The organism is Myxococcus dinghuensis (assembly GCF_024198235.1).
In the GTDB taxonomy this organism is placed as follows: Bacteria; Myxococcota; Myxococcia; order Myxococcales; family Myxococcaceae; genus Myxococcus; species Myxococcus dinghuensis.
This window is the reverse complement of record NZ_JAKCFB010000004.1, coordinates 140,142-164,433: the sequence shown is the minus strand read 5'-3', so window position 1 is coordinate 164,433 and position 24,292 is coordinate 140,142. Positions and strand designations below refer to the sequence as shown.

Genomic DNA, 24,292 nt, shown 5'->3' with positions numbered 1-24,292 from the left:
GGCTCAGCCCTGCGCGGCGCGGCCGGGAGGCGACGCCGGACGCAGCGGCTGCACGGAGGGCGGCAGGCGCACGGGGTGGGCCGGCGGCTCGGGAGAGCGCGTCTCCGGGTAGAGCTTCACCAGCTCCTTCACCATCTTCACGATGACGGAGGGCGAGGCCAGCGTGGAGATGCCGCGCGTGCGCGGGAAGTAGTCCACGCCCATCTGGAACACGCGGAAGCCCTTGCGGATGGCCTTCACCACCAGCTCCGCGTCGATGAACGAGCCCTGGCTCTTGAGCTCCATCGACTCCAGCACGCGGCGGTGCATCACCTTGAAGCTGAAGTTGACGTCCTTGATCTGGATGTCGAACAGCGCCCGGATGAGCATGTTGTAGACGAACGAGTAGACGATGCGCTTGGGGCCCTCGCTCGTGCGGTCGAACCGGAAGGCGCAGATCATGTCCGCCTCCAGGTAGTCCAGCAGGTGCAGCGCCCGCTCCAGCTCCCGCAAATCCCACGGCAGGTCGATGTCGGAGTAGACGACGATGTCCTTCGTCGACGCCGCCAGCCCCGTGCGCATCGCCCCGCCCAGCTTCAGGTTCACCGGATGGGTGATGACCCGTAGCTGCGGGATGCGCGCCGCCAGCCCCTCCGCCAGCTCCTTCGTCCGGTCGGTGGAGGCGTCGTTGACGATGATGATTTCGAAGTCGTCCGTCAGGCGGGGGAGCACGTCGAGCGCCCGGCTCACCGCGCGTTCGACGTAGTCCTCCTCGTTCCAGGCGGGAAGGAAGAGGCTGATGCTGGGGTACTTGGCCACGGTGGACCTCGTTGCTGCGACGCGTCGGTGACACCGACGGGGTCGAATGGAGCGGCTCGCTAGCAAGCCCTGGGTCCCAAATCAATCACGGGCCTCCCACCCGGGAACACGTTGTGATACCGTGCAAGTATCAATTTACGGGGACACTGTGAGCGCCAGACCCTGCACCTTGTTGGTGGTGGAAGAGGCGGACTCGAACCAGGCCGAGCTGTCACGGGTGCTGGACACCGGGGAGCGGACGCTCCGGCGCATCCCTCCAGGCCCCGAGGTCATCCGACTGGCGACGGAGGTGGACCTGGTGCTCTTCGTCGCGCCGGGGTGCCCCTCGGCGATGCGGCCCCTGGTCGACCGCCTGCTCCCCCAGGTCGAGGGCGGCCCCAGCACCCCCCTCCTCGTCGTCGCCGGCCGCGAGTTCATGCGGCCCTGGCTGGAGGTGCTGCGGCGGGGCGCCGAGGTCGTCTTCGACCCATATGACGGCGACGAGCTGGCGGCGCGGGTCGACCGGCTGCTCGAGCTGCAGGCGCGGTTGAAGCGGCTCGCGGGGCAGGTGGGCGAGCTGCAGCGGCTGTCCTCCACGGACGGGCTCACCGGGGTGCACAACCACCGGCACTTCCAGGAGCGGCTGCGCGAGGAGTTCCGCCGCGCCCAGCGCTACGACGACCCGCTGTCGCTCATCCTGCTGGACCTGGACCACTTCAAGCAGGTGAACGACCAGTACGGGCACACCATCGGTGACGGGGTGCTGCGCGAGGTGGCCGCGGCGCTCCAGCGCAGCGTGCGGGAGACGGACCTCGTCGCCCGCTACGGCGGCGAGGAGTTCGCGGTGCTGCTGCCGCGCACCCACCTGACGGGGGCCCTCACCGTGGCCGAGCGCGTGCGCCGCGAACTGGGGCTGCTCCAGGTGGGCCCGGACGGGCGCCTGCGGGTGACGGCCTCGCTCGGCCTGTCGAGCTTCCCCCACCGCACCGTCCTCAGCCCCGAGCAACTGCTGCTCACCGCCGACGAGGCCCTCTACCGGGCCAAGGACGACGGCAGGGACCGCATCAGCCTCCACACCCAGCTCCCCCTGTTCCCGCCCGCCGGCTCGCAGGGGGAGTGACCCGGGTCAAAGACCCCGAGTCGATATTGACCCATTGGGGTGGGGTGAGTCTATGATGACTCGGGCTCCTGACTGTCGGGGACTCAATTCATCCCGTGATTCCATGGGTTTGCATCCCTTCTGCCGCTGGCAGGAGCATTGCAATTGTCGTGGGGCGGAAAGAGTCCGATGGGTCCCCTCGCCGCAAAGCTCCCCTCTCAAGACACCGCCTCCCGCGGGCGGCTGCTGCTGGTGGACGACGAGGAGAACATCCTCAAGTCCATCCGCCGGGTGCTCCGCCGGGGTGATTGGGACATCGAGACGGCGACGGACGCCGAGCAGGCGCTGCGCACCGTGGAGGCGTTCCGGCCGGAGGTGGTCATCTCCGACTTCCGGATGCCGGGTATGAACGGGGTGGAGTTCCTGACCCGGGTGAAGCAGCAGGAGCCGCGCGCCCAGCGCATCATGCTGACGGGGCAGGCGGACCAGCAGGCCATCGAGGAGGCCATCAACCGGTCGGAGATCTTCCGCTTCATCTCCAAGCCCTGGAACGACAGCCACCTGGTGTTGACGGTGAAGAGCGCGTTCGAGCAGTACGCGCTGCAGGCGGAGAACGAGCGGCTGTACCGCGTGACGCAGGAGCAGAACGCGGAGCTGAAGCTGCTCAACGCGGACCTGGAGGAGCGCGTCGCGCAGCGCACGCGGATGCTCAGCCAGGCCAAGCGCGAATGGGAGCTGTCGTTCGACTGCATGGAGACGCCGCTGTGCGTGGTGCGCGGGCGCGACTTCGCGGTGCGGCGGGCGAACCTGGCGTACGCGCACGTGGCGGGGCGCTCCATCGAGCAGATTCCGTCCGACATCGCGTGCTACCGCTACCTGTTCGGGCGCAACGAGCCGTGCGTGGGCTGTCCGCTGCCGGCGGCGATGGAGAGCGGCAAGGGGGCGCGGGGCGAGGTGCAGCAGGCCGGGCGCACCTACGTGGTGTCGGCGTACCCCATGGCGGGGGACGAGCGGGTGGTGTGCACCTACCGCGACGTCACGGAGGAGCAGGCGATGACGCGCCGGCTCATCGAGACGGAGAAGATGGCGGCGGTGGGGCAGTTGGCGGGAGGGGTGGCGCACGAGATCAACAACCCGCTGGGCGGCATCCTCGCCTTCGCGCAGCTCATGTCGCGCGACGCGGGGCGCAGCGAGCCGGACCTGGAGTCGCTGGGGCTCATCGAGGAGAGCGCGCTGCGCTGCAAGCGCATCGTGGAGAGCCTCCTGAAGTTCAGCCGGCACAGCCGCGTGGAGGACCGGCGGCTGTTCGACCTGTCGCGCTGCGTGGAGGACGCCGCCGTCCTCTTCCGCGCGCAGCTCAAGGCGACGCCCCGCGTGGAGCTGTCGCTGGGGCTCAAGGACGGCCTTCCGAAGGTGTACGGCGACCCGGGCCAGCTGGCGCAGGTGGTGCTCAACCTGCTCCAGAACGGCCTGCAGGCGCTCCCCAACCGGGAGGGCCGGCTGTCGCTGGAGACGGGCCGTGAGGGAGACCGCTGCTTCTTCGCGGTGACCGACACCGGCTGCGGCATCGAGGAGCGGCACCTGCCGCGCATCTTCGAGCCGTCCTTCACCACCAAGCCCCCCGGTGAGGGCACCGGGCTGGGGTTGTCCATCGCGTACCGCATCGTCCAGGACCACGGGGGCAGCTTCCACGTCGACACCCACGTGGGCGCCGGCTCCCGTTTCACCGTCTTTCTGCCCATCCCCCTGCAGCTCGAGAGGTTGCCGTGAACCAAGTCAGGCGCGCCAAAGTCCTCGTCGTGGATGATGACTCCGTCGTCCTCAAGGCCGTGACGCAGATCCTCCAGCGCGAGGGCCATCCGGTGGTGGCCATCGATGACGCGGTGGAAGGTCTCACGGCGGCCAAGGACCCCACCATCGATGTCGTCGTGCTCGACATCAAGATGCCCAACCTGTCCGGCATGGACCTCCTGCGCGGCATCAAGGCCGAGCGCCCGGACGTGGAGGTCATCATGATGACGGCCTTCGCCACGGTGGAGACCGCGGTGGAGGCGGTGAAGGCGGGGGCGTACGACTACCTCACCAAGCCGTTCGAGAACATCGACGAGGTGAGCCTCACGGTGGCCAAGGCCGCCGAGCGCAAGGCGCTCAAGGACCGCACCCGGGCGCTGGAGGAGGCCCTCACGGTGCGCAGCCAGTTCGAGGACCTCATCGGCCAGTCGCCGCAGATGCGCTCGGTCTTCAAGCTGGTGGAGACGGTGAGCCACTCCACCGCCACGGTGCTCATCCAGGGCGAGAGCGGCACGGGCAAGGAGCTGGTGGCGCGCGCCATCCACTACCGCAGCTCGCGCAAGGACAAGCCCTTCGTCGCCGTCAACTGTTCGGCGCTGACGGAGACGCTGCTGGAGAGCGAGCTGTTCGGCCACGTGAAGGGCAGCTTCACCGGCGCCACGGGCAACAAGAAGGGCCTGTTCGAGGCGGCCGACGGCGGCACCATCTTCCTGGACGAGATTGGCGACGTGCCGCCCGCCACGCAGGTGCGCCTGCTGCGCGTCCTCCAGGAGGGCGAGGTCAAGCGCGTGGGCGCCAACGAGCCCGTCAAGGTGGACGTGCGCGTCATCGCCGCCACCCACGTGGACCTGTCCCGCGCCAAGGAGCAGGGCAAGTTCCGCGAGGACCTGTTCTACCGGCTCAACGTCATCACCATCGACCTGCCGCCCCTGCGCGACCGGCCGCAGGACGTGCCGCTGCTGGCGCACCACTTCCTGAAGCTGTACGCGTCCAAGGCGGACAAGAAGGTGACGGGCATCTCCCCGCGCGCCATGGAGGCGCTCACCTGCAACCGCTGGACGGGCAACGTCCGCGAGCTGGAGAACGTCATCGAGCGCGCGGTGGTGCTCACGGCCAACGAGGTCATCGACGTGGAGGACCTGCCGCCGGGCTTCCAGTCCGCGCCCCAGGCCGACTCGGCGGTGGAGGTCTTCAGCCTCGCCCACCTGCCGTACGCCCAGGCCAAGCGCCTGGCGATGCGCGCCTTCGAGCGCCGCTACCTGTCCGCGCTCCTGGAGAAGAACAACCAGAACGTCTCCAGCGCCGCGCGCGCCGCGGGCGTGGACCGCTCCAACTTCCGCCGCCTGCTCAAGCAGTACGAGGTCGCCGGCCGCTCCATGAAGCCCCGCGCCATCAAGGACGAGGCCGAGGGGAACGAGCCGCTCGAGGTCGCCTCCTGACGGAGGTCGTCGACCGGGGCGGGGAGCCTCAACCCTCCTCGCCCGGCTCGCGGACGCGCTCCGCGAGCTGCCGTCGGATGGCCTCGTAGCGGTCCGACAGCTCCGCCTCCAGCCCGTTGCGGGTGGGGGTGTAGAAGCTGCGGGAGCGCAGGGCCTCGGGCAGGTAGTCCTCCGGGACGTAGTTGCCCTCGAAGTTGTGCGGGTACTTGTAGCCGCCCCCGTAGCCCAGCGACTTCATCAGCTTCGTGGGGGCGTTGCGCAGGTGCAGCGGCACCGGCAGCGCGCCCTGCTTCTCCACGGCCTCGCGCGCGGCGGCGTACGCCGTCAGCACCGCGTTCGACTTGGGCGCCAGCGCCAGGTAGGTGACGGCCTGGGTGAGGGGCAGGGTGCCCTCCGGCAGGCCCACCAGTTGGAAGGCGCGCAGGGCGTCCACCGCGACGGCGAGCGCGCGCGGGTCCGCGTTGCCGATGTCCTCCGACGCGAAGATGACCATGCGCCGGAAGAGGAACAGCGGGTCCTCGCCCGCCTCCAGCATGCGCGCCATCCAGTACAGCGCCCCGTCCACGTCGCTGCCGCGCATGGATTTGATGAAGGCGCTGATGACGTTGTAGTGCTCCTCGCCGCCCTTGTCGTAGAGCAGCATCTTCTGCTGGAGGGCCTCCTCGGCGGCGGCCCGGTCCACCTTCGCGCCGCCGTGGGCCGCGGCCACCTCCAGCGCGGTGAGCGCCTTGCGCGCGTCTCCGCCCGCCGTGGACGCGAGGAAGGCCAGCGCCTCGTCGTCCACCCGCGCCTGGCCTCCCAGGCCCCGCGGGTCCTCCACCGCCCGGCGCAGCAGCGCCACCAGCTCCTCGTCCTCCAGGCCGCGCAGGGTGACGACGCGCGTGCGGGACAGGAGCGCGGCGTTGACCTCGAAGGAGGGGTTCTCCGTGGTGGCGCCGATGAGCGTCACCGTGCCCTTCTCCACGTGGGGCAGCAGCGCGTCCTGCTGCGCCTTGTTGAAGCGGTGGATCTCGTCGATGAACAGGAAGGTGCGCTGGCGGTGGAGCTTCCAGCGGTCCTGGGCGCGGGCCACCGTCTCGCGGATGTCCTTCACGCCCGCGAGCACGGCGGAGAGGGCCTCGAAGGCGGCGCCGGTGGAGCGGGCGACGAGCTGGGCGAGCGTCGTCTTCCCGGTGCCCGGGGGGCCCCAGAAGATGAGGCTGGGGACCTGGTCGCTGTCCAGGGCGCGGCGCAGGAAGCGGCCCTCGGCGGTGAGGTGCTCCTGTCCGACGAACTCCGAGAGGGTCCGGGGGCGCATCCGCTCCGCCAGCGGCGCGAGGCGGGCCTGCTCCTCCTGGCCGGCGTGTTCGAAGAGGTCCATGAATGGCCAAAAATAGCGCCGGGGCCCCTTTCGCGCCGAGCCGTCTGTCCGGGGGACGGCACCCCCGCAAAACAGGGAGGCGCCCGGCCGCCCGGCTGGATTAGAAAACCAGTCCGTGCAGACCCTGGTCATCGTCGCGAAGAGGGACAAACCGGAGGCCGTGGCGCTGGCGGCCCGGATCCGCGAGCGTTATCCGCAGCTCACCGTGCTGGCGGACCGGACGCTGGCCCATGCGTTGGGCTGGCCGCGGGTGGAGGACCGGGAGCTGGCGGCCCGGGCGGACCTGACGGTGGTGCTGGGCGGGGACGGCACGCTCATCTACGCGGCGCGGCTGTTGGCCGGGCGCGGGGTGCCCATCCTCGGCGTCAACCTGGGCAGCCTGGGCTTCATGACGGAGATTCCGGTGGAGGAGCTGTTCTCCACCCTGGAGGAGGTGCTCGCGGGGCGCTTCCAGGTGGACTCGCGCATGAAGCTCACCTGCCGCCTCATCCGCGGCGGCCGGGTGCTCATCGAGGACGAAATCCTCAACGACGTGGTCATCAACAAGGGCGCCCTGGCGCGCATCGCGGACCACGAGACCTCCATCGACGGGGTGCCCATCACCACCTACAAGGCGGACGGCGTCATCCTCGCCACGCCCACCGGCTCCACCGCGTACTCGCTGTCCGCCGGAGGGCCCATCGTCCACCCGTCCGTGGACTGCACCGTGCTGTCGCCCATCTGTTCGCACGCGCTCACCCAGCGCTCCATCGTCGTGCCCGCCGACCGCGTCATCCGCATCACCCTGCGCAGCGAGACGGCGGACACCTACCTCACCCTGGACGGCCAGACGGGCCATGGCCTGCAGGGCGGGGACTGCATCGAGGTGGTGCGCTCGCCCAACCGGGTGAACCTGGTGCGCAACCCCAAGGTGGCCTACTTCTCCATCCTCCGGCAAAAGCTCCACTGGGGCGAGCGCTGAGGGGCCCCCAGCGCCGCGCGTGTTCCTCTTCCTGTCGAAGGTGCTGGACCTCTTCCTGGCGCCGCTGACCTGGGCGCTGCTCCTGCTGCTGCTCGGCCGGGTGCGGCGCCTGCGCCCGGCGGTGTCGCGCGCGCTGTCCGTCGCCGGGCTCGGTGTCCTCTACGCCTTCTCGTCGGAGGGGGTGGCCACGGCGCTGACGCGCGCGGTGGAGGCGGGCGCGCGGGACACGTCCCGGCCGGACGTGACGTACGACGCGGTCATCGTCCTGGGCGGAGCGTTGGACCCGTCCGCCACCGAGCGCACGGGCCAGCCCGAGTACAACGCGGCCGTGGAGCGGGTGCTGCGTGGCTTCGAGCTCCTGCGGGAGGACCGGGCGCGACAGGTGCTGCTCTCCGGCGGCTCGCTGGACCCGAGCCCCGAGGCGGTGGTGGAGGCGGACGTGCTGTCGCGGCAGCTCCAGGCGTGGGGCATCCCCGCCGAGCGCATCGTCACCGAGGGCCGCAGCCGCAACACCCGGGAGAACGCGGTGGAGTCCGCGCGCATCGTCCAGGAGCGGGGCTGGCGCACGCTGCTGCTGGTGACGAGCGCCGCGCACATGCCCCGCGCGGCGGGCTGCTTCGCGGCGGTGGGGCTGCACCCCGACACGCTGCCGGTGGACGCCCGCACGCCGAGCGAGCGCGCGGGGCGCTCGAGCTGGCTGCCCCGCGCGGGCTTCCTCAACCAGAGCACGGACGCGCTGCGCGAGCTCGCGGGGCGCGCCGTGTATCGCCTCCGTGGCTGGACGGCGCCCTGAGGCCTGGCCTCACCCGGTGGCGAGCCGGCGCTCCTCCTCGACGGGCGTGGTGCGCTGCACGGCCTCGTGGCGCAGCCAGGCGAGGACGGTGAGCCGGTCCTCGTCGAGGATGCGCTGGGTGGTGACGCGGTCCGGGTAGCTGCGCATGAACATGTGGGTGAAGTGCGAGCCGTAGTGGATGAACTCGTTGCCGGCGGGGTGGGTGAGCGGGCGGACGCAGGCCTCGAAGTGGGGCTCGTGGAAGTAGGCCATGGCGAAGCGCTCGCGCGTGTTGAGCCGGACCCGATGCGGGGTGGAGAGCAGATAGCCGCGCGTGAGGAACTGGAGGATGTCGCCGGGGAACACGGTGAGGACGCCGGGCACGGGCTTGACGTACGTCCAGCGCTCGTCGTCCTCGTACCTGCCGGCGGAGCTCTCCCCGGGCAGCCAGTTGCGCGGGCGCGTCTCGCCCTCGATGGGGGGGCGGACGTAGAGGCCCCCCACCTCGTCCTGCGCGGCGATGACGAGCAGGCCGTAGTCGGTGTGCGCGCCGATGCCGCGCGTGGCGGTGGGGGAGCGCGCCGGGAAGCGCAGCACGCGCATGTGGTGCCAGCCCTCGCGCGTCAGGCGGGTGAGCACGTGCATGTCGTCCAGCCCCAGCCCCAGCGCGACGAGCTGGAGCAGCTTGTCGCCGATGGCGCCCAGCCCCTCCAGGTGGTCCTTCATCGCGCGGCGGTAGGCCTCGTCCGGCCACGGTGCGGGGCCGTGGCAGGGCCAGCGGGCCTGGGCGCGCGCGTCCGTCAGCGGCACGTCCTTGCAGACGGTGAACACCTCCGAGTGGTCCGCCTCGCCCGCGGTCAGCTCCTCGCCCGAGGCGATGTAGCCGCTGTACGTCAGGTCGCTCACGCAGCGGGCCTTGGCGGCCATGGGCTGACGGAAGAAGCGCCGGCTGGCCTCGAAGGCGCGTTGCACCTTCAGCTCCTGCGCGTTCGTCGTCTGGACCTGGAAGATTCCGTCCTTCCGCCAGGCTTGAATCATCGACAACGCCAACGTGATGTCGGCGTCACTTCCGCTCACGGACTCCGGCAGTCGGAACGTCTCCAGCTCGGCCATGGGCAGCTCCCGCGTGGGGGTGGATGCGGAGTCCCAGGGCCAGGTGTCGCGACGTCGGAGAGGAAGGGGGCTCCGTGCGCGGGGCAGTGGAGCAATACCGGCCGTTGGTTGCCAGACACGAGGCTTGAAACACCCCCCTTCCGACCTGGAGGTCTGTCGGAAAGCGGATGCTCGTCGCGCAGGCGGGCGGAGGTGCGGGCTACTTCATCGGCGGTGCGGGGCGGCGCGCGTCCGGCGCCAGTGCCTGACCGTCCAGCCGGACGATGCGGCCGTCGCCCTTCGCGCGCGGGGTGGGGCGGCCGGTGCGGAAGGCCTCCGCGATGACCTCCAGCGGCGCGCGCCCGTCCGCCAGCGCGGGCGTGGCGGGCTGCCCCTTCAGCACGTCGTAGCCGTCCTTGCCGCTGGCGAGGAAGCTCAGCGTGGCGAGCCGGTACGTGGCGCTCGGGTCGAGCGGCTTGCCGTGCACCGTCACCTCCCGCACGCGCTCGCCCACGGGCCTGCGCGCGTCGAAGGTGAAGCGCATGCCGGACACCTGGGGGAAGCGGCCGGGGCGGGCGTCCTCGCGGCTGAGGCTGACGCCGTTCTCCAGCGCGGCCCGCAGCGTGGCGCCGCTCAGCTCCACCACCACGAGCGCGTCCGTGTACGGCATGAGCCCGTGCAGGTCCCTGCGGGTCAGCACGCCCGGGGGCAGCACCGCGTCCGAGCGCAGCGCGCCCCCGTTGACCAGCGCCACGTCCGCGCCCGCGGCTTCGCGGAACGCGTCCGCGACGAAATCTCCCAGGTTGGTCTCCCGCGTGCGCACCGACGTGCCCCGCGCGTCCAGCGCGACGGGCGTGCGCCCCACCGGCTCCGCCAGCCGCGCGAACAGCGGGCCATAGGCCTTCATGGCCTCGTTGAACGCCGCGTCCTCCGGCACCTTGGACGTCACGGGCAGCCGCTTCCACGTGGTCTTGCGCACCTGGCCCGTCTTGGCGTCCACGTCGAGGGTGAGCTTGCCCAGCTCCACCGCCTCCGCGGGGACCTTGAAGATGGGCGTGCCCGTGGAGCGGTCCGCCGCGCCCACGTGGTCGTGCCCGCCGAGCAGGGCGTCCACCTTCACGCACCGGGCGAGCGCGCGGTCCTGCTCCAGCGTCTGGTGCGTCAGGCCGAGGATGACCTGGGCCCCGTCCTCGCGCAGCTTCGCCACCGCGCCCTTCGCCGCCTCGCACACGTCGCCGAACACGGTGTCCGGCCCCGCCTTGGTGGTCGTCTTGGTCTCCGGCAGCACCACGCCGAACAGGCCCACGCGCACCCCGTCCATCTCCCGCACGTCGTAGGTCTTCACGCCGTCGAACAGCGCGCCCGTCTTCGCGTTCGTGACGTTGGCGCCCAGCCAGGGGAAGCGGGACTGGCGGATGCGCTCCTTCAGCACGTCGTCGCCGAAGTCGAACTCGTGGTTGCCCAGCACCGCCACGTCCAGCCCGAGCGCGTTCCACGCGTCGATCATGTGGCGCCCCTTGAGCGCCTGGCCGTCCACCTCCAGGAGCGACTCCACCGACGGCGACAGCGTGTCACCGCCCAGCAGCGTCAGCGCGCCCGGCGCCTCGGCCAGCACCTGCTTGCGCAGCGTGGCCACCCGCGCCAGCCCTCCCGCCTTCCCGCCCTGCACGGGCTGCACCTGGTAGACGTCCGCCAGGTGGAGGAAGGTCAGCCGCACGGGCTTGACGGGCTCGGCCGCCAGGGCGGACGCCGGCGCCAGCGCCCAGAGCAGCGCGAGCGGCAGGAGCAGGGCCCCGGTTCGGGCCGGCGCTGTCGTCGTCGTCATCGCGAGTCGTTCTCTCCTGGGGCGCCCGGGCGGCGCCGGGCTCGCGGGAGTAGCGCACTCACGCGTCGAAGGCGAGCACACCCGCCATGCCCCTACCTCGGGTTGCCGCTCGCGCGGGGAATCCTGGAGGGGTGGCACAGTGTGTCATGGCCGAAAGTTACAGAATTCACTTGAAGGCGGTTTGCTCGCACTTCACTGCGGTTGCTAGGACGCCCCCTGAACACACAGGGAGGTTGTCACCATGCGACACAACAAGGTGTGGGGCGCGTTGCTCCTGGCCGGGCTGTTCGGCTGTGGCGAGTCCGCGCTTCCGACTCAACAGGGCTCCTTCGGGGAGACGGCGCAGGTCGGCCAGCAGCTCGCGGCGTCGAGCCGACCGGGCATGGGCGCAGTCGTCTACTCGGGAGGCACGACGTTCCGAGTCTGGGCGCCGCTGGCCTCGAAGGTCTTCGTGAAGGGCGACTTCAGCAGTTGGAACACGCTGGAGCTGAGCAAGGAGGGGACGTCCGAGTACTTCTCCGGCGACGTCGCCGGCGCGGTGAAGGGGCAGAAGTACAAGTTCGTCACCCGCAACCAGTGGGGCAGCGACGCGGAGCGGGCGGACCCCCGGTCGAACTGGCAGGAGAACTCCACCGGCGCGAGCATCATCTTCGACCACGGCGAGTACTACTGGAACGCGCAGCAGTTCAGCACGCCGGGCTTCAACGAGATGGTCATCTACGAGATGCACGTGGGGACCTTCTTCGACTCGCCGGGCTTCGGGCCGGGCAACTGGACCAGCGCCATCGCGAAGCTCAACCACCTGCAGGCGTTGGGGGTGAACGTGGTGCAGGTGATGCCCGCGTTCGAGTTCGCGGGTGACTTCTCCTGGGGCTACAACGCCGCGTACCCCTATGCGCCGGAGAGCGCCTACGGGTCGCCCAACGACATGAAGCGCTTCGTCGACGAGGCGCACTACCGGGGCATCGCCGTCATCTTCGACGTGGTGCACAACCACTACGGCCCGAGCGACCTGCCCATGTGGTGCTTCAGCGGCGACTGCCTGGGTTCGGGCGGCGAGTACTTCTTCACGGACTGGCGCAAGTCGACGCCGTGGGGCGACACGCGCCCGGACTACGGCCGCGCGGGCGTGCGCAGCTACATCCGCGACTCGATGATGAACCTGCTGGACAACTACCGGGGCGACGGCCTGCGCTGGGACGCCACCAAGTACATGCGCACGTCGGACGGCTCCAACGCCATCCCCGAGGCGTGGCCGGTGTTCCGCTCCATCAACCGGGAGATCGACGCCACGCGCGGCTGGAAGATCTCCATCGCGGAGGACTTCGGCGGCGGCAACTCCATCACCGACGGGAACAGCGACGACAACACGGGCGGCGCGGGCTTCGACGCGCAGTGGGCCGGTGAGTTCGTGCACCCCGTCCGCACGGCCATCATCGAGCAGAACGACGCCAACCGGAACATGACCGCGGTGCGCGACGCCATCACCCAGCGCTTCAGCGGGCGCGGCCACGCGCGCATCATCTACACGGAGAGCCACGACGAGGTCGCCAACGGCCACTCGCGCGTGCCGGAGGAGATCTGGCCGGGCAACGCGGGGAGCTGGGCCGCCAAGAAGCGCTCCACGCTGGGCGCGGGCATCGCCCTGACGTCCCCGGGCATCCCCATGCTCTTCCAGGGCCAGGAGTTCCTCGAGGACGGCTACTTCTCCGACAGCGACCCGGTGGACTGGGCCAAGGCGACCACCTACGGCGGCATCACCACGCTCTACCGCGACCTCATCCGCCTGCGCCGCAACTGGTTCAACAACACGCGCGGCCTGCGCGGCGCCAACGTCAACGTCCACCACGTCAACAACACCAACAAGGTGATTGCCTACCACCGCTGGGAGAGCGGCGGCGCGGGCGACGACGTGATCGTCGTGGCCAACTTCAGCGGCACCTACTTCCCCAGCTACAACATCGGCTTCCCGCGCACCGGCACCTGGTACCTGCGCTTCAACAGCGACTGGAACGGGTACTCGAGCGACTTCGGGAACACCGCGTCCGCGAACACCGCGGCCTACAGCGGCGCGAAGGACGGCATGGCCAACAACGCCTCGTTCGCCATCGGCCCCTACTCGCTGCTCATCTTCTCGCAGTAGCGAGCAGTCCCACGACGTCCCGGGGCGCCCGTCCGCGGTGGTGGGACGGGCGCCTCCCGCTCCGGCCGGGGCGTCAGACGGTGTAGCGGCGGCCCTGGACCAGCGGCTCGATGACGCTGGCCTGGGTGTCGAAGTCGTCGGGGTAGTGGATGAGGCGCATGCGCGCGCGTGTTTCCGCGGGCAGCGCGGCGAGCTTCTCGTAGGGCGTGTGGACGCCGTAGTTCGTCTCGTGGATGACGAGGTCGGCCTTGCCCAGCCAGGAGATGAGGCCCTCGTCGAAGGCGGTGTCCGCGCTGTAGCCCAGGCACCGGCCGCCCGCGTGGATGCGCAGCGCGGTGGTGGGCACGTGGTGGTACGTCATGCGCGCCTCGATGAGGAAGGGGCCGTGCCGCACGGACGCCTCCGTGGAGAGCGGCGTGTGCTCGAAGTAGTCCTCGAAGTGCTTGGGGTTGGGCGGCTCGCCGCGCTTCTCGATGAGACACTCCATGCCCGCGGCCAGGTGCCCCGCCCACAGCCGGTCGGCCACGGCCGGGTGCGCCAGCAGCTCCAGCTTCCGCTTCAGCACGAAGAAGGAGAAGTAGCCCAGCCCCTCCAGTCCGGAGGAGTGGTCCGCGTGCAGGTGGGTGAGGGCCACGGCGCTGACGCGGTCCACGTCGAGCGGCACGCCCGAGGACAGCGACGCCTCGCGCATCATCTTCCGGATGGGGTGCGGACAGTCGATGAGGAGGACCTGGTCCTCGGCCTCCACGGCGAGGCAGGACGAATAGAAGAGGGCGGAGAAGGCGTCGCCCACGCCCAGGGGGATGAAGGACAGGCTCATGTCGGGCTCCGGAGGGAGGGGTGCAGGCGCTCGCGCAGCATGGCCGCGACGGCGGGCGGACAGAAGGAGGAGACGTCCTCGCCGTTCGCGGCGCGGGACTTGAGGGCGCTGCTGCTCACCTCGGCCAGGTGGGCCTCGGCGGGCAGGAAGAGGGTGGAGATTTCGGGCGCGAGCGCGCGGTTGTTCTGCGCCAGCTCCGTCTCGAACTGCGCGTCCGTCGCCCCGCGCACCCCCCGCAGGAGGACGCTGGCGCCGATGGCCCGCGCGTAGTCGACGATGAGGCCGTCCGTCCGCGCGACGGTGACGTTGGGGTGCATGGCCACCGCGTCGCGCACCAGGGCCACGCGCTCGTCCGGCGTGAGCAGGGTGTTCTTGGCGGGGTTGACGGCGACGATGACCACGACGTGCCCGAACAGGCGCGCGGCCTGTCGGATGACGGACAGGTGCCCGGAGGTGATGGGGTCGAAGCTGCCGGCGTAGACGGCGATGGTCATGGCGACACCTCGGGGAGGTCGGGGTGGGGGGCCCACCGCGAAGAGAGGGCGGGGCTGACGCAGAGCACCCCCGCGACGCAGAGCAGGGCGGACAGGACGAAGTGGCCCGTGTAGCCGAGCGCCTGCGCGCTGAAGCCGCTGAGCGCCGCCGCCGCCCCCGTGGCGAGCACCACGAGCGAGGCCTGCACCGTGTAGTCCGTGGCGGCGTGGTCCGGCCGGCACCGGTCCATCATCGCGGTGAAGAGCGTGGCGGTCGCCATGCCGCTGGCCACGTGCTCCACGCCGCAGGCGAGCGTGAGCCACGCGCGCGAGGCCTGGCCGCTGGCGACGACGGCGTACAGCAGCACCGCGCCCGCCTGGATGACGCCGAACACCCGCAGGGCGTGACGCCGACCCATCCGCACCACGAGGCTGCCGCCGATGAGCGCGCCCACGAGCCCCGCGGTGAAGCCCACACCACCCAGCATCCACGCGATGTCCGTGAGCGTCATCCCCTGGTCCACGAGGAAGGTGCGGAGCATGCCCGTGGCGAGCGCCTCTCCCGCCTTGTACGCGACGAGCAGCGCGAGCCAGGCCGCCGCGCCGGGCTGCTGCCACCACCAGGCGAGGCCCAGGCTCTGGTGCCCGGGCGCTGGCGAGGGCTGCTCGCGGTGCAGCGCGATGGGGAGGGTGGCGAGGAGCAGCGTCGCGCCCAGGGCGAGGAACGTCACGCGCCAGCCCGTCTGGTCGAAGATGGCGAGCATGACGCCGCCGCCCAGGATCATGCCCACGCGGTACGCGGCCACCTGGATGCCGTTGCCCCAGCCCCGCTCGGACGGCGACAGCAGATGCACGGCGAGCCCGTCCGTCGCCACGTCCTGGGTGGCCGCGAGCAGGTTGACGCCCAGCACGGCCGCCATGAGCCAGCGGGTGTCCACCGTGCCCTCGGGCAACGCGAGCGACAGCAGCAGGCCCGCGGCCAGGAGCTGCAGGGGGAGGATGTAGCCGCGCCGCCGGCCCCAGCGCGCCGACCCGTGCCGGTCCATGAGCGGCGCCCAGAGGAACTTCAGCGCCCACGGCAGCGCGAGCAGGTGCGTCAGGCCGATGGCCGGCAGCGACAGCCCCTGGTGGCGCAGCAGCACCGGGAGCGCCTGCGTGAAGAAGCCGAAGGGCAGCCCCTGCGACAGGTAGAGGCTCGACAGCAGCCCCAGCTTGGCGGGCGTCTTCATGCGCGCTCCCTCGCGTCGGCCGTGTCCAGCAGGCCCGCGGCCATGTGCTTCACGGTGTTCGCCGCGGAGCCGGGAGGGATGAGGCCCGGGGCGCTGGCGGAGAGGACGAAGTAGCCCTGCACCGCCGCGAACAGGCCCGCGGCCAGGGCCCGCGCGCGCCGCTTGCCGACGAGCGCCGCCACGAGCGACTCCAACTGCTCCAGGTCCGAGCGCACCACCTGCTCGTAGGCGGCGCGGACCTCCGGCTGGCGGATGGCCTCCGCGCTGATGGTGACCCAACTGGCCACCGCGTCCACGTCCGCGTCCGCCCCCACCGCGAGGAAGGCGTCCAGGAACGCGTCCACCCGGCCGCGCGCGTCGTCCGGCGGGTGCTTCGCGAGCCGCGCCGCCACGCGCGCACGCCCCCGGGCCGCGAGCTGCTCCACCAGCACCAGGAGGATCTCCTGCTTGTCGCTGAAGTGGTAGTGCACCAGGCCGGGGCTCAGCCCCGCCGCCTTCGCGATTTCGTTGACGGAGGCGCGCTCGTAGCCGCGCTCCGACATGACCCGCAGCAGGCCCGTGACGATCTGCTGGCGGCGCTCTTCGGTGTTGGACGGTCGGGGCATGCGCGTTTGTTTGTTGGTTGTGTGACCAACTTATAAACGCGCCGGGGGCGGACGTCAACCCGCGCACGGGGACGTGGGGTCAGCCCGGCAGGGGAGTGCCTCGGTCGACGCCCGGGCCCGTCTTGACGGCGGTGGTGCGCCCGGAGACGAACGCCTCGATGCCGGCGGCGATGAGGGCGGGCACCTCCAGGGTGGGGAAGTGGCTGACGGCGGGCAGCCGCATGACGTGGAACCAGGGGTGGTGGGCGCCGAAGGCGACCTGGGCCTCCAGGTAGTCGTGCGAGTCCGGTCGCGCGTACAGGTGGAGGGTGGGCGTCGCCGGGCTCAGGCCCGTGAGGGCGCGCAGCGGCGAGCCTTCCCGGCTGTAGGCCGCGGAGATCTCCCGGCCGGCCCGGGCCCACATCTCCTCGGGGAAGGCGCCCATCTCCTCGATGATGAAGCGCCGCAGCTCCTCGCGCTCCACGCCGGCGGTCCACTCGCGGAACAGGTCCTCGCGCGCCCGCTTCCAGTTGGCGGAGACGAGCCCGTGGAGCGTGGCGAGGAAGGTCGGCGGCGCTTCGGTGACGATCCAATCCAGGAGGACGAGCCGGGGCACGCGCTCTGCGCCCAGCTCCCGGCGCAGCTCCAGGGCCCACCAGCCCGCGTGGGACAGGGCCACGGGCACCACCTGGCGGGCGCCGCTGGCCTCCACCACCGTGAGCAGGTCCTCCAGGATGGCGCCGCCGTCGAAGTCGCCCGGGCCCGGTTCCGAGTCGCCGTGGCCCCGCAGGTCGACGGCGAGCACGCGGCGGCGCGCCGCGCACAGCGGCACGAGCGGCTGGAAGAGGTCGCGGCGGGTGCACCAGCCCGGGATGAGGAGCAGGGCGGGCTCGCCCTGGCCCACGTCGTCGTAGCGGATGCGGGCACCCCCGCTGGAGCGCACCTCGGGCATGACGCCTCCTGACGGGCCGGTGGGTCTCCACCGCCCGGTCTCAGGTGCGCATGTCGCCGGAGGCTGGCAGCAGGCAGGCGGGGGGCGGGTAGGGGCCCCGGCCGCCCGGCCGCCCCGCCCGGCGCGCGCGGCCGCGCGTCAGAAGGACAGCAGCGCGGTCACCTTGTCGGGCCCCAGCCGCTTGGGGCCCTCGAGGAAGTCGAGGCTGATGAGGAAGCTGAAGCCGACCAGCTCCCCGCCCAGGCGCTTGACGAGCTTCGCGGTGGCCTCCGCGGTGCCGCCGGTGGCGAGCACGTCGTCCACCACCAGCACGCGCTCGCCCTGGAGGATGGCGTCCTCGTGCATCTCCAGCCCGTCCGCGCCGTACTCCAGCGAGTAGCGCTCCACCACGGAGCGGTGGGGCAGCTTCCCCGGCTTGCGCGCGGGGACGAAGCCCGCGTCGAGCGAGAGGGCGATGGGCGCGCCCAGGAGGAACCCCCGGGCCTCCACGCCCACCACCTTGGTGATGTGGCGGCCCCGGAACGGCTCGGCCATGGCGTGGATGACGCGGCCGAACAGGCGCGGGTCGGCGAGCACCGGGGTGATGTCCTTGAAGACGATGCCCGGCTTGGGGAAGTCCGGCACGTCGCGCAGGCGCGCGTTCAGGTCGGCGACGAGGGTGGGGTCGGACGCGCTGGGGGCGGGCAGGTTCATGCGAAGACCTCCGGGTTGACGCAGTGGGGTGGCCGCCTTCCCTCCAGCGCGGCCAGCAGGTTGTCCACCGCCATGGAGGCCATGCGCCCCCGGGTGGCGTGTGACGCGCTGGCGATGTGCGGCGCCAGCAGGACGTTGGGCAGGGTCATCAAGGGGCTGTCCACGGGCAGCGGCTCCGGCTCCGTCACGTCCAGCGCCGCGCCGCCCAGCCGGCCGCCGCGCAGCGCCTCCACGAGCGCCTCCGGGTCCACCACGCCGCCGCGCGACGTGTTCACCAGGAGGGCCCCGGGCTTCATCTCGCGGAGCTCCTCGCGCCCCACCCAGTGCCGCGTCTGGGGTGTCAGCGGGACGTGCAGGCTGAGGATGTCCGCCTGGGCCAGCAGCGTGGCCTTGTCCACCCACCGCGCGCCCACCTCCGCCTCGAGCGCGGGCTTCGGCTCGCGGCTCGTGTAGAGGATGCGCATGCCGAAGCCCCGGGCGCGCCGCGCCACCGCCGCGCCGATGCCCCCCGCGCCGACGATGCCCAGGGTCGCCCCGTACACGTCCGTGCCCAACAGCAGGGTGGGGCTCCAGGTGCGCCACTTCCCCGCGCGCACGTAGGCGTCCGCCTCCGCGACCCGGCGGGCCAGCCCCAGGATGAGGGCGAAGGCGAAGTCCGCGGAGGTCTCCGTGAGCGCCCCCGGGGTGTTTCCGACCGCCACCCGCTGCCGGGTACAGGCCGCGACGTCGATGTTGTCGTAGCCCACGGCCACGTTGCTGACCGCCCGCAGGCCCGGCGCCAGGGCGAGCAGGCGAGCGTCCACCCGGTCCGTCAACAAGGTGACGAGCCCCTCGGCGCCCGCCGCCTCCTCCATCAGCCTGTCACGCGAGGGGGGCAGCTCCTCCTCCCAGACGCGCAGGTCGACGCGCTCGCCCAGTCGGCCGAGGGCCTCTCCAGGGAGCTGGCGGGTCACGAAGACACGGGGGCGGACGGTCCGGGTCATGGCGAGCGTTGATGCTCTCATAGCCTGAGGTCGGTGGCTGCTTCCGCTGGCCGACTCATCCACATTTCCCGCGAGCGGGCGACCTCTTGCTGTGCTAGTGGCAAAGGTTCCCCGGCGCCAGGAGCCAGGGGCCTTTGCCAGCCGTGCAATCCACCGTCGACATCCGAGACGCCCTCCCTCCTCAGGACACCCAGTGGCTCAGGGGCCTGAAGGCCGAAGTCCAACCCACCACCTTCAAGAAGGGCCGGGAGGTCGCCGAGTCGCGGCGCGTCTTCGGGCTCCAGCGGGAAGGGGACCGCATCCGCGCACAAGTCGCCGGCTCGTCCGGCGAGCGCTACGAGGTCGCGCTGATGTTGGAGGGTGGCAAGGCCACGTCCTCCTGCACCTGCCAGTCGTGGAACGTGTACGGCCCCCACTGCAAGCACGTGGTCGCCGCGGCGCTCATCTACGCGGCCCGCTTCCGTCCGCCGCCCCGGCCGCAACCGGTGGCGGCCCCGGAGCCCGCGGCTCCCGCCTCCTCGGCCAGCAACGAGGTGGTGGAGCCGGAGGTCCCGGTGGAGTCGGACGCCCCCGCCGTGGACGCGGTCAACCTGCCCGCGCTCGCCAAGGTGGAGAGCTGGCTGGGCCTGTCGTCCCAGCCCGACTACGAGTTCTTCTACCGGCTGACGGCCGCGAACACGAACTCGGGCAGCCGTCAGTGGGTGGTGGACGTACGCCGCCAGGACGCGCAGACCAAGGGCCCCATCCACGTCAAGCGCCTGCTCCAGACGGGGGGCCGCATCGCCCCCGCGGACGAGCGCGTCTTCATGATGCTGGCCCGCCACGAGCACCGCTACGACTCGCGCATCGTCCTGTCGGACGAGGACCTGAGCGAGGTGCTGGACATGCTGCGCCAGCGGCGGGTCATCTACCGGGGCACGCAGCTCATCAACACGGAGACGCCGGTGCGGCCGCAGATCCGCCTGGAGTCCCGGCCGGACGGCGCCGACGCGCGCATCGAGCTGCTCTTCCCGGACGGCGTCAGCTACGCGCTCAAGGACGTCATCCTCCTGTCGGGCCGGCGCACCTGGGTCATCCAGGGGCAGAACCTGCACCCGGTGGAGCCGGACTTCCCGCCGCGCCTGCTGCGCAAGTGGCTGCTCGAGCCGAGCATGTCGTTCCCCACCGGCCAGCTCGACCGGGTGCTGACGTTCTTCGCCGCGCACCTGCCTCGCTTCCGCATGTCGTTGAAGGCGGACGACATCGAGGTCGACGAGACGGTGGAGCCCCACTTCGTGCTGACGCTGGAGGGCAACCCGGAGCGCGTGAAGGTGCAGCTGGCCGCGCGCTACGGGCAGACCACCGCGCCGGTGTCCCCCACGGCCACGCACCTGGGCTACGCCAGCGGCGTGGGCGGGGACAGCCGCAAGCTGTTCCGGCGCCGCGAGGAGCTGGAGCGCGCCGCGGGCAAGCAGCTGCTGGACATGGGGCTGCGCTTCGACCCGCAGTCGCACGTGTTCGACGCCGCGGGCGACGTGGCGCTGGAGTTCTGGGCGCGCGGGCTGGCGTCGCTGCCGGCGGACTGGGAGCGCTTCGGCGTGCAGGCCCCCAAGGTGCGCCTGCGCCCCAAGCTCAAGCCGCGCATCCGCGTGGGCATGAGCGGCGTGCAGTGGTTCGACCTGGACGCGGAGTTCGTCACCGACGACCAGGCGGTGGACCTGGGCGCCGTGCGCATGTGGCTGGACTCCGGCCGGCGCTTCGTCCCCCTGAAGGACGGCACGTTCGCGGAGGCCGACCCGGCGGAGATCAAGCGCGTGGCGGACCTCCTGGAGGAGGCCGGCGCGCTGCCGGGCCGCTCCCGCACGCGGCTGCCGCTGCACCAGGCCGTGGCCCTGGACCTGCTCGCGGACCTGGGTGAGTTCACGGAGGTGGAGGCCAAGGCGCGCCAGGCGATGCTGGAGCTGCGCGAGACGGCGGGCGTGCCCAAGGTGGCGGTGCCCGAGGGCCTGCAGGCCACGCTGCGCCACTACCAGGAGGCGGGCCTGTCCTGGCTGTGGTTCCTGCGCCGCCACGGGTTGTCCGGCATCCTCGCGGACGACATGGGTCTGGGAAAGACCATCCAGTCGCTCAGCCTCCTGCAGAAGGTGGCCAACGACGAGGGCCGCAAGCCGTCGCTCGTCGTCGCGCCCACCAGCGTGCTCGCCAACTGGGAGCGCGAGGCGGAGCGCTTCACCCCGGGCCTCAAGTCCATGGTGTGGCACGGCCAGGACCGCAAGGAGCGCGCCGAGGACCTGAAGGGGATGGACCTGGTGCTCACGTCCTACGCGCTGGTGCGCCGGGACCTGGACCAGCTCTCCCAGGTGGGCTTCCGCTACGTCATCCTGGACGAGGCGCAGAACATCAAGAACGCGGACAGCGCCACGGCGCAGGCGTGCAAGGCGCTGCCGAGCGAGACGCGCCTGGCCCTGACGGGTACGCCGCTGGAGAACCGGCTGTCGGAGCTGTGGAGCATCTTCGACTTCCTGATGCCGGGCTTCCTCGGCAGCGCGGACGGCTTCGGCGACCGCTACGAGCAGCCCATCCAGGTGGCCAACGACGGGACGGTGAAGGACCGGCTGCGCCGCCGCATCCAGCCCTTCATCCTGCGCCGCCTCAAGACGGAGGTGGCCAAGGACCTGCCGCCGAAGACGGAGAGCGTGGCCTGGTGCGAGATGGAGCCCGGCCAGGCCGCCCTCTACCGCGAGGTGATGGAGGAGAGCCGCCGCAAGGTCAACGAGAGCATCGAGAAGGTCGGCTTCAAGCGCAGCCGCGTGTCCATCCTGGCCGCGCTCATGCGCCTGCGTCAGGTGTGCTGCGACCCCCGGCTCCTCAAGATGCCGCCCGGCACGCTCCTGCCGCCCAGCGCCAAGGTCGAGCGCTTCATGGAGCTGGTGGAGGACCTGGTGGCGGAGGGCCACCGCGCCCTCGTCTTCAGCCAGTTCACGGAGATGCTGGAGCTGCTCAAGGCGGAGGCGGACAAGAAGGGCCTGCGCTACCTCTACCTGGACGGCCGCACCAAGGACCGCATGGGCAAGGTGGACGAGTACAACCGCCCGGACGGCCCGCCCCTGTTCTTCATCTCCCTGAAGGCGGGCGGCACCGGCCTCAACCTCACCGCGGCGGACTACGTCATCCACTTCGACCCGTGGTGGAACCCGGCCGTCGAGGACCAGGCCACGGACCGTACGCACCGCATCGGCCAGACGCGCGCCGTCATCAGCTACAAGCTCATCACCCGCGGCACGGTGGAGGAGAAGATCCTCTCGCTCCAGCGCCGCAAGCGGGACCTGGCCGCCGGCGTCCTGGGCGGCGACAGCGAGGAGGGTGCACGCACCCTCACCGAGCAGGACATCCAGGAGCTCTTCACCGAGACCTGAGTCGGGAGGGGAGGTTGGGGCGTCAACGGTGCCCTACCTCCCACCCGCCCGCCATCCGTGCGGCTGGACGGAACGCCTGTGCAGTGTCAGGGGGACCTGTTAGGGTGTTCAGTGCCAGGGCCGTCGTACGGACATTGGAGGGCGCGCGTGCTGCTGGGTCTGCGGATTTCGAACGTGGCGGTGATCGAGGAGGTGGAGGTGGCGTTCGGAGCCGGCCTCACCGTCCTCACGGGTGAGACGGGGGCGGGCAAGTCCATCCTCGTGGATTCATTGGGGCTGCTGCTCGGCGGCCGGGCGGACGCGGACGTCATCCGCGCCGGCTGCGAGGAGGCGTCCGTGGAGGGCGTCTTCGCGCGCACCCCGGTGCTGGCCTCGCGCCTGGAGGAGCTGGGGCTGCCGGACCTGGGGGACGAGGTGCTCGTCCGCCGGGTGCTGGGACGCACCGGCCGGGGCAAGGTCTACGTCAACGGCGCCCTGGTGACGGTGGGCGTGCTGACGAAGCTGACCCGGGGGGCGGTGGACATCGCCGGGCAGCACGAGCACGTCAGCCTCTTCGACCCGGGGCTGCACCGGGTGCTCCTGGACCGGTATGGGGCGGTGGAGGCGCCGCTGGCGGCCTACTTCGGGGAGTACTCCGCGCTGCGGGAGGTGGACGCGCGCATGGAGGCCCTGGGCGGGGACGAGGCCAAGGTGCGGGAGCGGGCGGAGTTCCTGCGCTTCCAGTTGGACGAGATTGCCCGCATCGACCCGGAGCCGGGCGAGGACGCGCGGCTGGACGCCGAGCGCAAGCGGCTGTCGAGCGCGGAGAAGCTCAAGCGCCACGCGGCGGAGGCGGAGCTGCTCGTCTCCGGGGAGGAGCCGTCCGCGGTGGAGACGGTGGGGCGGGCCCTGGGGCTGGTGCACGAGGCCGTCAAGTGCGACGCCTCGCTGACGCCGGTGGCGCAGGCGTTGAGCACGGCCCTGTCTGAGCTGGAGGAGGCGCGGCGGCGGCTCAACCGGTACGTGGAGGGCCTGGAGTCGGACCCGAACCGGCTGGCGGACGTGGAGGAGCGGCTGGACGGGCTCAAGCGGCTGTGTCGCAAGCACGGCGCCTCCCTGGAGGGCGTGCTCAAGAAGCGCGGCGAAATCGAGGCCGAGCTGGGCACGCTGGAGAACCGGCAGGAGGTGTTGGAGGAACTGGCGGCGGAGCGCCGGCGGGTGGAGGAGCGCGCGCGCAAGGCGGCGGCGGTGCTGTCGCGGGCGCGCTCGGCGAGCGCGCTGGAGTTCTCCGCCCAGGTGCGCGAGGGCCTGGGGCACCTGGCCATGGGCAAGGCGGCCTTCGAGGTGCGCGTGACGCCCGGCGAGGTGCTGCGTCCGGACGGCCTGGACGAGGTGGAGTTCTTCTTCAGCGCCAACCCGGGGGAGCCGGCGCGTCCCCTGGCGAAGGTGGCCTCCGGCGGCGAGGCGAGCCGGCTCTTGTTGGCGCTCAAGCGGGCGCTGGCGGACAGCGACCGGGGCGGCTGCTACATCCTGGACGAGGCGGACGCGGGCGTCAGCGGCGCCATCGCGGACGTGGTGGGCCGGATGATCAAGGAAGTGAGCGGCCACCGTCAGGTGCTCTGCATCACCCACCTGCCCCAGGTGGCGGCCTACGCGGACGCGCACCTGCTCATCCGCAAGGCGGTGAAGGGGGAGCGGACCGTCTCCCAGGTGACAGTCCTGGAGGCGGGGGCGGAGCGCACGCGGGAGCTGGCCCGGATGATGTCCGGGGTGGAGGTGACGCGCGAGGCGCTGGGGGCGGCGGAGGCCCTGGTGCGCTCGGCCCACCGCGCCCTGGCCTCGCCCAGGGCCCGCGGCCGGGAGGTCGGACCCGAGGGCACACCCCGGGGCCGGCTGCGCCGGACGGCTTGACGCGCTGCAAGGTC

General features: G+C 71.6%; 19 protein-coding genes. 8 read left to right on the top strand and 11 right to left on the bottom strand.

Going from position 1 to position 24,292, the window contains the following annotated elements; translation table 11 throughout:
- Positions 1–3: 3 nt before the first annotated feature.
- Positions 4–798 (bottom strand): glycosyltransferase family 2 protein, encoded by a 795-nt coding sequence (locus LZ198_RS07720; protein ID WP_253971237.1) that lies wholly within the window; start codon positions 796–798, stop codon positions 4–6.
- A gap of 148 nt (positions 799–946) precedes the next feature.
- Between LZ198_RS07720 and LZ198_RS07715 the strand changes: the two genes are divergently transcribed.
- The 3 genes from LZ198_RS07715 (at position 947) to LZ198_RS07705 (ending at position 5,106) form a co-directional block, all read left to right on the top strand.
- Entirely contained in the window at positions 947–1,897 is a 951-nt protein-coding gene (locus LZ198_RS07715; RefSeq protein ID WP_253971236.1) for a diguanylate cyclase, read from the top strand.
- A 168-nt stretch (positions 1,898–2,065) separates the two neighbouring features.
- A complete protein-coding gene (locus LZ198_RS07710; RefSeq protein WP_253971235.1) occupies positions 2,066–3,646 on the top strand; it encodes an ATP-binding protein in 1,581 nt (526 codons plus the stop codon).
- Positions 3,643–5,106, top strand: a complete 1,464-nt coding sequence (locus tag LZ198_RS07705) for a sigma-54-dependent transcriptional regulator (protein WP_253971234.1) — start codon at positions 3,643–3,645, stop codon at positions 5,104–5,106. The genes LZ198_RS07710 and LZ198_RS07705 overlap by 4 nt, the downstream gene beginning before the upstream one ends.
- 28 nt (positions 5,107–5,134) lie before the next feature.
- On the opposite strand, the gene LZ198_RS07700 is transcribed toward LZ198_RS07705, so the two are convergent.
- Positions 5,135–6,466 (bottom strand): replication-associated recombination protein A, encoded by a 1,332-nt coding sequence (locus tag LZ198_RS07700; protein WP_253971233.1) that lies wholly within the window; start codon positions 6,464–6,466, stop codon positions 5,135–5,137.
- Between the two features lie 115 nt (positions 6,467–6,581).
- Here LZ198_RS07700 and LZ198_RS07695 point away from each other — a divergent pair, with 115 nt between their 5' ends.
- Both LZ198_RS07695 and LZ198_RS07690 read left to right on the top strand, forming a co-directional pair.
- The gene (locus LZ198_RS07695) at positions 6,582–7,427 is read left to right on the top strand and encodes an NAD(+)/NADH kinase (protein WP_253971232.1); all 846 of its coding nucleotides are present in this window, start codon (positions 6,582–6,584) and stop codon (positions 7,425–7,427) included.
- A gap of 19 nt (positions 7,428–7,446) precedes the next feature.
- On the top strand, positions 7,447–8,220 hold the full coding sequence (locus LZ198_RS07690; RefSeq protein WP_253971231.1) for a YdcF family protein: 774 nt from the start codon (positions 7,447–7,449) through the stop codon (positions 8,218–8,220).
- Between the two features lie 9 nt (positions 8,221–8,229).
- Here LZ198_RS07690 and LZ198_RS07685 read toward each other — a convergent pair whose 3' ends face one another.
- Complete coding sequence (locus LZ198_RS07685; protein ID WP_253971230.1) at positions 8,230–9,312, bottom strand: 2-oxoglutarate and iron-dependent oxygenase domain-containing protein; 1,083 nt, start codon at positions 9,310–9,312, stop codon at positions 8,230–8,232.
- Positions 9,313–9,511: 199 nt separating this feature from the next.
- The gene (locus LZ198_RS07680) at positions 9,512–11,116 is read right to left on the bottom strand and encodes a bifunctional metallophosphatase/5'-nucleotidase (protein ID WP_253971229.1); all 1,605 of its coding nucleotides are present in this window, start codon (positions 11,114–11,116) and stop codon (positions 9,512–9,514) included.
- Positions 11,117–11,357: 241 nt separating this feature from the next.
- Here LZ198_RS07680 and LZ198_RS07675 point away from each other — a divergent pair, with 241 nt between their 5' ends.
- Positions 11,358–13,259, top strand: a complete 1,902-nt coding sequence (locus tag LZ198_RS07675) for an alpha-amylase family glycosyl hydrolase (protein ID WP_253971228.1) — start codon at positions 11,358–11,360, stop codon at positions 13,257–13,259.
- A gap of 73 nt (positions 13,260–13,332) precedes the next feature.
- Here LZ198_RS07675 and LZ198_RS07670 read toward each other — a convergent pair whose 3' ends face one another.
- The 7 genes from LZ198_RS07670 to LZ198_RS07640 form a co-directional block, all read right to left on the bottom strand.
- The gene (locus tag LZ198_RS07670; RefSeq protein ID WP_253971227.1) at positions 13,333–14,079 is read right to left on the bottom strand and encodes an MBL fold metallo-hydrolase; all 747 of its coding nucleotides are present in this window, start codon (positions 14,077–14,079) and stop codon (positions 13,333–13,335) included.
- Positions 14,076–14,573 (bottom strand): pantetheine-phosphate adenylyltransferase, encoded by a 498-nt coding sequence (gene coaD, locus LZ198_RS07665; RefSeq protein WP_253971226.1) that lies wholly within the window; start codon positions 14,571–14,573, stop codon positions 14,076–14,078. Before coaD ends, LZ198_RS07670 begins: the two co-directional genes overlap by 4 nt.
- Positions 14,570–15,781: an MFS transporter gene (locus LZ198_RS07660; RefSeq protein WP_253971225.1), complete on the bottom strand. Its 1,212-nt coding sequence runs from the start codon at positions 15,779–15,781 to the stop codon at positions 14,570–14,572. Before LZ198_RS07660 ends, coaD begins: the two co-directional genes overlap by 4 nt.
- Complete coding sequence (locus LZ198_RS07655) at positions 15,778–16,386, bottom strand: TetR/AcrR family transcriptional regulator (protein WP_253971224.1); 609 nt, start codon at positions 16,384–16,386, stop codon at positions 15,778–15,780. Before LZ198_RS07655 ends, LZ198_RS07660 begins: the two co-directional genes overlap by 4 nt.
- 79 nt (positions 16,387–16,465) lie before the next feature.
- Positions 16,466–17,317: an alpha/beta fold hydrolase gene (locus tag LZ198_RS07650; protein ID WP_253971223.1), complete on the bottom strand. Its 852-nt coding sequence runs from the start codon at positions 17,315–17,317 to the stop codon at positions 16,466–16,468.
- 138 nt (positions 17,318–17,455) lie between these two features.
- Positions 17,456–18,010 carry an adenine phosphoribosyltransferase gene (locus tag LZ198_RS07645; protein WP_253971222.1) on the bottom strand — a complete coding sequence of 185 codons (555 nt, stop codon included), beginning with the start codon at positions 18,008–18,010 and terminating at the stop codon, positions 17,456–17,458.
- The gene (locus LZ198_RS07640) at positions 18,007–18,993 is read right to left on the bottom strand and encodes a 2-hydroxyacid dehydrogenase (RefSeq protein ID WP_253971221.1); all 987 of its coding nucleotides are present in this window, start codon (positions 18,991–18,993) and stop codon (positions 18,007–18,009) included. Before LZ198_RS07640 ends, LZ198_RS07645 begins: the two co-directional genes overlap by 4 nt.
- A gap of 143 nt (positions 18,994–19,136) precedes the next feature.
- Between LZ198_RS07640 and LZ198_RS07635 the strand changes: the two genes are divergently transcribed.
- Positions 19,137–22,388: a DEAD/DEAH box helicase gene (locus tag LZ198_RS07635; RefSeq protein WP_253971220.1), complete on the top strand. Its 3,252-nt coding sequence runs from the start codon at positions 19,137–19,139 to the stop codon at positions 22,386–22,388.
- 147 nt (positions 22,389–22,535) lie between these two features.
- Positions 22,536–24,278 carry a DNA repair protein RecN gene (recN, locus tag LZ198_RS07630; protein ID WP_253971219.1) on the top strand — a complete coding sequence of 581 codons (1,743 nt, stop codon included), beginning with the start codon at positions 22,536–22,538 and terminating at the stop codon, positions 24,276–24,278.
- Positions 24,279–24,292 lie beyond the last annotated feature (14 nt).

Coding starts and splice junctions, on each gene's coding strand:
- LZ198_RS07710 (WP_253971235.1), top strand. CDS start 2,066: ATGGGTCCCCTCGCCGCAAAGCTCCCCTCTCAAGACACCGCCTCCCGC.
- LZ198_RS07700 (WP_253971233.1), bottom strand. CDS start 6,466: ATGGACCTCTTCGAACACGCCGGCCAGGAGGAGCAGGCCCGCCTCGCG.
- LZ198_RS07685 (WP_253971230.1), bottom strand. CDS start 9,312: ATGGCCGAGCTGGAGACGTTCCGACTGCCGGAGTCCGTGAGCGGAAGT.
- LZ198_RS07680 (WP_253971229.1), bottom strand. CDS start 11,116: ATGACGACGACGACAGCGCCGGCCCGAACCGGGGCCCTGCTCCTGCCG.
- LZ198_RS07675 (WP_253971228.1), top strand. CDS start 11,358: ATGCGACACAACAAGGTGTGGGGCGCGTTGCTCCTGGCCGGGCTGTTC.
- LZ198_RS07670 (WP_253971227.1), bottom strand. CDS start 14,079: ATGAGCCTGTCCTTCATCCCCCTGGGCGTGGGCGACGCCTTCTCCGCC.
- coaD (WP_253971226.1), bottom strand. CDS start 14,573: ATGACCATCGCCGTCTACGCCGGCAGCTTCGACCCCATCACCTCCGGG.
- LZ198_RS07660 (WP_253971225.1), bottom strand. CDS start 15,781: ATGAAGACGCCCGCCAAGCTGGGGCTGCTGTCGAGCCTCTACCTGTCG.
- LZ198_RS07655 (WP_253971224.1), bottom strand. CDS start 16,386: ATGCCCCGACCGTCCAACACCGAAGAGCGCCGCCAGCAGATCGTCACG.
- LZ198_RS07650 (WP_253971223.1), bottom strand. CDS start 17,317: ATGCCCGAGGTGCGCTCCAGCGGGGGTGCCCGCATCCGCTACGACGAC.
- LZ198_RS07645 (WP_253971222.1), bottom strand. CDS start 18,010: ATGAACCTGCCCGCCCCCAGCGCGTCCGACCCCACCCTCGTCGCCGAC.
- LZ198_RS07640 (WP_253971221.1), bottom strand. CDS start 18,993: ATGACCCGGACCGTCCGCCCCCGTGTCTTCGTGACCCGCCAGCTCCCT.